Here is a 3,830-nt window from a genome sequence, read left to right as displayed (position 1 = left end):
GGAGCTCCGCTCCGTGGGGCGGGGCGCAGCCCCGTGAAGAGAGAACGCATCGATCAGTTGCTGGTCGCGCGCGGCCTGGCCGAGTCGCGCACGCGCGCGCAGGCGCTGGTGATGGCCGGCGCCGTGGTGGTCGGCGAGGCGCGGGTGGACAAGCCCGGGCAGCTCGTGGACCCGGAGGCGCCCATCCGGCTGAAGGACGGGGCTGCGCCGCAGCGCTACGTCTCGCGCGGCGCGCTCAAGCTGGAGAAGGCGCTCGACGTCTTCCCGGTGGACCCGCGCGGCCGGACCTGCGCCGACCTGGGCGCCTCCACCGGCGGCTTCACCGACCTGCTCCTCCAGCGCGGCGCCGCGAAGGTGTACGCCGTCGACGTGGGCTACGGGCAGCTCCACCCGCGGCTGCGCGCCGACGCGCGGGTGGTGGTGCGCGAGCGCGAGAACGCGCGGCAGCTCACGGCCGAGGCGCTGGGCGAGCGCGTCGAGCTGGTGGTCGGGGACCTGTCCTTCATCTCGCTGCGCCTCGTCCTCCCGGCGGTGAAGGCGATCCTCCGCCCGGGCGGCCAGGCGGTGCTGCTCGTGAAGCCGCAGTTCGAGGTGGGGAAGGGCGAGGTGGGCAAGGGCGGCGTGGTGCGCGACGACGCCAAGCGGCGCGCGGCGCTGGACGGGATCGCCGCGGCCGCCGTCGAGCTCGGGTTCGAGGTGCTGGGCCACGCCGAGTCGCCCATCGAGGGGCCGGCCGGCAACCGCGAGTGGCTCCTCGCGCTGCGGCTTCCCTGAGGGCGTCCGCCGCCTCGGAGGGGCTGCGCCCCGGCGCGCGACGCTCCGCCGGGGCCTCGCGCGAGCGGCCTGCCGCGCAGGCGTTCCGGCGCCGCGCAGGCCCCGTCGCGCCTTGACGCTTCGCGTTCCTTCTGCTACCTACACGCCGACATTTTCGCGCCCGGGTTCCGCCGGGTTCCGAAAGTGGGCCGCGGTCGCCCACTTTTTCTTTTTTCAGGGGTCCATGACGGGCATCGGTGAACAGTCCATCGCGGAGCAGGTGCGGAGCCTGCTCGAGCCGGTGCTGGAGCGCGACGGCTACGAGCTCGTCGAGGTGGAGTGGGCGCGGCTCGCAGGCCGGTGGACGCTCCGGGTGTTCATCGACAAGGCCGGCGGCGTCGGGATCGACGACTGCCAGGCGGTCTCGAAGACGGTGGAGCCGATCCTCGACGTGGCCGACGTCATCGAGCCGGCCTACGACCTCGAGGTCTCCTCGCCCGGGCTCGACCGCCCCCTGCGCAAGCCCAGGGACTTCGACCGCTACGCGGGCCAGCGCGTGCACGTGAAGGCGTACGGCCCCGTCGCCGGGACCGCGCCCGGCTCGCCCGCCCGGAAGCACTGGACCGGCGTGCTGAAGGGCTTCCGCGACGGCGCCGTCGAGCTCGACGTGGACGGCGTCCTGCACCGCGTCCCGCACGACCAGATCGCGAAGGCCAACCTCGAGTACGACGTCGAGGGCGACCTCCGAAGGAAGGACTGATCCATGCAGCAGAACGTCAACCTGAACCTCATCCTCGACCAGGTCGCCAAGGACAAGGGGATCGATCGCGCCAAGCTGATCGAGATCCTCGAGGAGGCCATCGGCAGCGCGGCCAAGCGCCACTTCGGCCTCGAGCGCAACCTCAAGGCCCGCTACGACGAGGAGAAGGGGCAGGTGGATCTGTTCCAGGTCCTCACCATCGTGCCGGATCCCACCGAGGAGGCGCCGCTCGCCGACCCCGTGAACATGGTCCCGGTCGCGGTGGCGCACGAGAAGGGCATCGACGTGGAGCCGGGCGACGAGCTCGACTTCCCCATCTACTACCGCGCCGAGGACGAGGCCGAGGCCCGCGCGCAGGACGAGCAGTGGGGCGACCTGCTCAAGCTGAAGACCTACCGCCGGTCGTTCGGCCGCATCGCCGCGCAGACCGCGAAGCAGGTGATGATCCAGGGCACCCGCAACGCCGAGCGCGAGAACGTCTTCAACGAGTACAAGGACCGCAAGGGCGAGGTCATCACCGGCATCGTCCGCCGCTTCGAGCGCGGCAACGTCATCGTGGACCTGGGCCGCGCCGAGGCGGTGCTGCCGGTGCGCGAGCAGGTGCCGCGCGAGAGCTACCGCGCCGGCGACCGCATCCAGGCGTTCGTGATGGACGTGCTGCGCGAGTCGAAGGGGCCGCAGATCATCCTGTCCCGCGCCTCGGTCGAGCTGCTGAAGAAGCTGTTCGAGATGGAGGTCCCGGAGATCGCCGAGGGCGTGGTGGTGATCGAGGCCGCCGCCCGCGAGCCGGGCGGCCGCGCCAAGATCGCGGTCAGCTCGCGCGACTCCGACGTGGACCCGGTGGGCGCCTGCGTGGGCATGAAGGGCAGCCGCGTCCAGGCGGTGGTCCAGGAGCTCCGCGGCGAGAAGATCGACATCGTCCCCTGGGACGAGGATCCGGCCCGCTTCGTGTGCAACGCCCTGGCGCCGGCCGAGGTCTCCCGCGTGCTGCTCGACGAGCAGAACCGCGCCATGGAGATCATCGTCCCGGACGACCAGCTCTCGCTGGCGATCGGCCGCCGCGGCCAGAACGTGCGGCTCGCCTCGCAGGTGACCGGCTGGAAGCTCGACATCAACTCCGAGTCGCGCGTGAAGGAGATGCGCGAGTTCGCGACCGAGAGCTTCGGCGCCATCGGCATCCCCGAGCAGACGCAGGAGATGCTGTACGCGCACGGGTTCCGGAAGGCGCAGGACGTCGCCAACGCCGCGCCCGAGATGCTCACGCAGTTCCCCGGCTTCACCATGGACATGATCCCCGACCTGCAGAAGCGGGCCCGGGAGCAGTCCATCGAGGACGCCGAGAAGGAGATGCGGCTGGAGCAGGAGCGCGAGGCGGCCCGGATCGCCGAGGCGCGCCGCCACCCCGACACGCTCACGCAGGAGGAGCGCTTCGCGCGCGTCCGCGGGGTGGGCGAGAAGACCATCGAGCAGATGAAGCTGGCCGGCTACCCCACCGTCGAGACGGTGCACAACGAGGCGGACGTGAACCGCTTCGCCGACTCCACCGGGCTCGGCATCAAGAAGGCCCGCCAGATCAAGCACGCCGTGGGCGTGTACCTGGAGGAGGAGGCCAAGCTCCGCGCCGAGCTCGACGCGGAGAAGGCCCGGCAGTCCGGCGCGGAGGGCGCGGGCGCTTGAACGAGCCCGTCCGCACCTGCATCGGCTGCGGCGCGAAGGCGCCCCAGCGCGAGCTGGTGCGGCTCAAGGTGATGGGAGATCGCGTGACGGTGGATCGCGAGCAGCGCGGCGGACGGGGAGCCTGGCTCCACGCCGCTCCTCCCTGCCTCGAGCGGGCGGCGAAGCGGCGCGCCTTCGCCCGGGCCCTCAGGGCCGAGGGCGTCCGCGCGGACGCCGAGACGCTCCGGGTCGAGTTGACGGGAAGTGCCCGTAAGGATTAGGAGTCTACGCAATGTCCAAGAAGCGGGTCCACGAGCTCGGGAAGCAGCTGAAGGAGCAGGGCATCGAGCTCTCCAACCAGGAGCTCGTCGAGAAGCTCCATGCGCTCGGCTACCTCGAGGTGAAGAGCCACTCGTCGTCCCTCGAGGACGATCAGGCCCACGCGGCCTACGAGAAGATCCTGGCCGAGCGGAAGCCGAAGCCGGCGCCGGTGCGCCCGGCGGGCCCGGGCTTCGTGGTGCGCAAGCGCGCCCACGTCGAGCCGCCCACCGTCACCGCCCCCGCGGCCCCGCCGCCGGCCGAGCCGGAGTACGCGGAGCCGCAGTACGCGGAGCCGCAGTACGCGGAGCCGCAGCAGGCCGAGCAGGGCTACGAGGCCGCG

Annotated in this window: 4 protein-coding genes and 1 pseudogene; all 5 read left to right on the top strand. The window is 72.0% G+C overall.

The features are described from left to right. Window positions 1-33 precede the first annotated feature (33 nt). On the top strand, window positions 34-774 hold the full coding sequence (locus PSR1_RS22295; RefSeq protein ID WP_059439515.1) for a TlyA family RNA methyltransferase: 741 nt from the start codon (window positions 34-36) through the stop codon (window positions 772-774). A gap of 223 nt (window positions 775-997) precedes the next feature. Beyond that, window positions 998-1,513, top strand: a complete 516-nt coding sequence (rimP, locus tag PSR1_RS22290; protein ID WP_059439514.1) for a ribosome maturation factor RimP — start codon at window positions 998-1,000, stop codon at window positions 1,511-1,513. Between the two features lie 3 nt (window positions 1,514-1,516). Then, window positions 1,517-3,190 carry a transcription termination factor NusA gene (nusA, locus tag PSR1_RS22285; protein WP_059439513.1) on the top strand — a complete coding sequence of 558 codons (1,674 nt, stop codon included), beginning with the start codon at window positions 1,517-1,519 and terminating at the stop codon, window positions 3,188-3,190. Further along, window positions 3,187-3,450 (top strand): YlxR family protein, encoded by a 264-nt coding sequence (locus PSR1_RS22280; RefSeq protein WP_059439512.1) that lies wholly within the window; start codon window positions 3,187-3,189, stop codon window positions 3,448-3,450. The genes nusA and PSR1_RS22280 overlap by 4 nt, the downstream gene beginning before the upstream one ends. Before the next feature lie 11 nt (window positions 3,451-3,461). Next, window positions 3,462-3,830 (top strand): annotated as a pseudogene (locus PSR1_RS22275) (translation initiation factor IF-2 N-terminal domain-containing protein); the annotation flags it as partial.

The organism is Anaeromyxobacter sp. PSR-1 (assembly GCF_000964525.1).
Lineage (GTDB): Bacteria > Myxococcota > Myxococcia > Myxococcales > Anaeromyxobacteraceae > Anaeromyxobacter.
Note: the sequence above shows the minus strand (reverse complement) of the source record. Positions and strands in the feature narration are given on the sequence as shown.